Source organism: Microcystis sp. M53598_WE2 (genome assembly GCF_030067735.1).
In the GTDB taxonomy this organism is placed as follows: Bacteria; Cyanobacteriota; Cyanobacteriia; order Cyanobacteriales; family Microcystaceae; genus Microcystis; species Microcystis aeruginosa.
This window is the reverse complement of record NZ_JASJFE010000386.1, coordinates 1-3,651: the sequence shown is the minus strand read 5'-3', so window position 1 is coordinate 3,651 and position 3,651 is coordinate 1. Positions and strand designations below refer to the sequence as shown.

Here is a 3,651-nt window from a genome sequence, read left to right as displayed (position 1 = left end):
CTCCCCGTTTAGACTGAACGGGTCGAATGAGTTTCCTTTTTGATACTACGGGAAAATTCACCCGGCTCAACTTACCATTAGTAATGACAGCCTTAAATAAACTTAAAATAATATTTACTTATCTCTTGAGTAAATAACTCCGGATAGTTGTGGATGAATCGTCAAATAATTTCATCAATCTTTAGGTAATAAGTGGTCGGACAACATTAAAGTTTTTTAGCCATCAGCTGGAAAAGCTAAAAGTCAAGAGTTGGGAGTGGGCGAGATGCAGAAGAAAAAAGCTTAATCCTGCAAAAAAGCGAGAGGATAACTCATATTCTCAGCAAATCCCAAGATACCTCGATCGCGATGCTCATAGAGTAAATTTCCTTGACTATCAAACAAAAAAGTCCCTCCCCGTTGGGTGAGATAACTACTATCGGGGATATATGTTGACCAATTGCCCAAAACTTGACTCATATTACGCAGTCTCAGGGTGGCTAATTCAAAAGGTCGCTGAAAACCTTGACCCCCAGCAAGATTGAATAGGGAACCCCGGAAAGGTGGTAAAGGCCGCGCTTGCATTGTTTCCTCCTCGGCAATTAATTGGGGGGCTTTGCGATCGCCAAGATAACCCCGCAGCACTTCGGCCAGAGTCCCCGGACTACCCACACCCGCACACATCAAAATTAGATTTAACCAGGCATTTTGGCCGGGGGAAAATCCAGGTAATTTTAACGATAAACCCCGATAAAGTCCTAATAAATCGTGTAATTCGGCTTTGGGGTCAACAAAAAGCCAATCTTGCCGAAATTTCGTATATTCAGAGAATTTTAAGCCCGAATTGCGATCGCCGATACCGATGGCACGAATGGTTATCCCGGCATTTTGCCAAAGGGCTGCCTCTTTTTCTAACCACCAAGCGTATTCGAGACTATCAAAATCTCCCAATTGCGGCCAAACAAGAATTAAAAGACGTTTATAATCGGCACAATCGCTTAAAATTGGCACTATTTGCCCATCGCTGACCCTTTGGCGTTGAATTGTTGAAAATATTTCATAGCTGCTGCTCATCTGTAAATTTCTCCTAATAAAACCGCTGCTTTTGCCCCCGTGACTTGCGGTAAATTACCGGGGAAATTGTGCCAGCGCCAATAGGCCAAAAGGGCAAAAGCGATCGCTTCTTTAAAATCGCTATTTAATCCTACCTCATCGGTGGTCAAAAGCTTGACATTTGACCCCAAATGTGCTAGGAGTCGTTGGCGCAGGTAGCCATTACGAGCGCCACCACCACAGAGCAGCACTTCCGCGGGCATTTCTGGCAAAAAGGTTTGATAGCTGTGGGCGATCGAAATGGCGGTTAAATCGGTTAAACTAGCCAACCAGTCGGCATCACTGAGGCAATAAGCTTGGGCATCCCGGTGCAATTGGGCTAGATAGGCGGGGCTAAATAACTCTCTGCCAGTGGATTTAGGGGGATATTGTTGAAAATAAGGCTCCTGTAGCCATTTATGAACTAATTCGGAGCAGGGTTGACCCTGGGCCGACCATTGACCGTTATGGTCGTAGGTTTGTTGGCCTTGGCTCAAAAATTGTACGGCCAAATCGATGAGGACGTTGCCGGGGCCAGTATCCCAACCGAAAATTTTTTGCTGCCAATTTTCCCTTTGTCGGGGGGGTAGATAGGTTAAATTGCCAATACCGCCGATATTTTGGACGCAGCGGGTTTTAGTGGGGTGAGAAAGCAGATAAGCGTCAATTTTCGGCACTAGGGGCGCACCGTGACCAGCTTGGGCGATATCGGCAGCGCGAAAATTACTAATGGTGGGAATACGGGTAATTTTTGCGATCGCTGCTCCCCGTCCTAATTGTACCGTGTAACCGAGGCGATCGTTTGCGGGGGGTCGATGAAAAACGGTTTGACCGTGACTGCCGATTAATTGGGCTTTTGGGGCTTCTTTTTGGATATTTAAAGCGGCACGGGCGAATTCTGCGGCGATATCATCATCTAAGCTGGCTAAAGCTTCAAGGTCGAGCTTTTCTCCCCCACAGACTTGTAAAATTGTCTCGCGTAATCGGGGGGAATAGGGATAGGTTTCTCCAGCTAATAATTGCACCTGTGGAGATTCCACTGTACCGCTAATCTCCACTAAAGCGGTATCGATACCATCCACCGATGTGCCACTCATTAAACCGATAACTAACAAGTTTTTTCCCTCAAGTGTCGATTGTTGATTATTTTATCTTGAATGTCGGGGTGAAGACCCTCGCGCTTAGCGACGGGATGAAACCCCGACCAGTATAAAACAGCGAAGCACGACATTTCGACACATTTCGACACATTTCGAGGGGCTTCGATGTAAGAGCTTCGATGTCAACTAAAATCTTGACAATCCGATGCTCTACAGGTTAACTTAAAATAAGTTGTTTGAGGTCGATAAACAATGATTGTCTTAGAAATGAAAGCCGTGGTCAAACCAAGTCAGTGTTCTGCCATTGATGAAGCTATTCGTACAGTACAATTCATCAGAAACAAAGCATTAAGGCTTTGGATGGATGCCAAGAGAGAAGACAAAATCGATAAATATTCTCTCAATAAATATTGTGCAGTTCTCGCCAAACAGTTCAAGTTTGTCGATACTCTAAATTCTACTGCTAGACAAGCATCGGCCGAACGAGCTTGGTCAGCTATTGCTCGTTTCTATGACAATTGTAAGAAAAAGGTTAAAGGTAAAAAAGGTTATCCCAAGTTTCAGAAAAATAATCGTTCTGTGGAATATAAAAACTCTGGGTGGAAACTATCTGATGATAGAAAGAAAATAACTTTCACAGATAAGAAAAACATTGGGACGGTTAAACTAAAAGGAACTAGAGACCTAAACTTTTATCCTATAGACCAAATTAAACGAGTTAGAATTGTTAAACGAGCGGATGGTTACTATGTCCAATTCTGTCTAAGTGTTGATATTCGGGAATATGCGAAACCCCTAGAACCGACTAAAAGATGTGTGGGATTGGATGTAGGTTTAAAAGTTTTCTACGCTAATAGTGATGGGGAAACGGTAGAAATACCGCAATACTATCGCCAGGCAGAAAAAAGATTAAACCGTCTAAATCGGAAAAAATCTAAAAAGTTTAGAAAAGGTCAACCTCAGTCAAACAACTACCAAAGGGCCAGAAAGAGGTATGCTAGAAAACATTTAAGAGTAAGTAGGCAACGTAGAGGCTTTGTCGAAAAAGAGGCATTGCGCGTCATTAAATCTAACGATTTCATAGCTTACGAAAACTTAAATATTCAAGGCATGGTAAAAAACTCTAGAATAGCTAAATCTATTAATGATGTGGCTTGGTCAACTTTTCGGCAATGGTTAGAATATTTTGGTTTTAAATATGGTAAGGCTACAGTAGCAGTAGCCCTCCATAACACGAGTCAGGATTGTTCTAATTGTGGTCAAAAAGTACCTAAATCTCTATCTACAAGAACCCATATTTGTCCTGACTGTGGCTATGTAGAAGATAGAGATATTAACGCCGCTATCAATATTCTCAAAAAGGGACTAAGTACCGTGGGACACACGGAAACTAATACGCTTGGGGAGAGATTCCCTCTGGTTTGATTGGATACGTCCTGTCAGATTAAGGAAACTCGATGAACCAAGAATCCCTCGCATG

General features: G+C 43.1%; 3 protein-coding genes. 1 reads left to right on the top strand and 2 read right to left on the bottom strand.

What is annotated here, in order from left to right:
- Positions 1 to 282: 282 nt before the first annotated feature.
- Together PX636_RS08365 and PX636_RS08360 are read right to left on the bottom strand one after the other, a co-directional pair.
- Positions 283 to 1,053, bottom strand: coding sequence for a peroxiredoxin-like family protein (locus PX636_RS08365; protein ID WP_288116729.1), 771 nt, complete (start codon positions 1,051 to 1,053; stop codon positions 283 to 285).
- On the bottom strand, positions 1,050 to 2,186 hold the full coding sequence (locus tag PX636_RS08360; protein WP_004162862.1) for an anhydro-N-acetylmuramic acid kinase: 1,137 nt from the start codon (positions 2,184 to 2,186) through the stop codon (positions 1,050 to 1,052). The genes PX636_RS08365 and PX636_RS08360 overlap by 4 nt, the downstream gene beginning before the upstream one ends.
- A 237-nt stretch (positions 2,187 to 2,423) precedes the next feature.
- Here PX636_RS08360 and PX636_RS08355 point away from each other — a divergent pair, with 237 nt between their 5' ends.
- The gene (locus tag PX636_RS08355) at positions 2,424 to 3,596 is read left to right on the top strand and encodes an RNA-guided endonuclease InsQ/TnpB family protein (RefSeq protein ID WP_288116728.1); all 1,173 of its coding nucleotides are present in this window, start codon (positions 2,424 to 2,426) and stop codon (positions 3,594 to 3,596) included.
- Positions 3,597 to 3,651 lie beyond the last annotated feature (55 nt).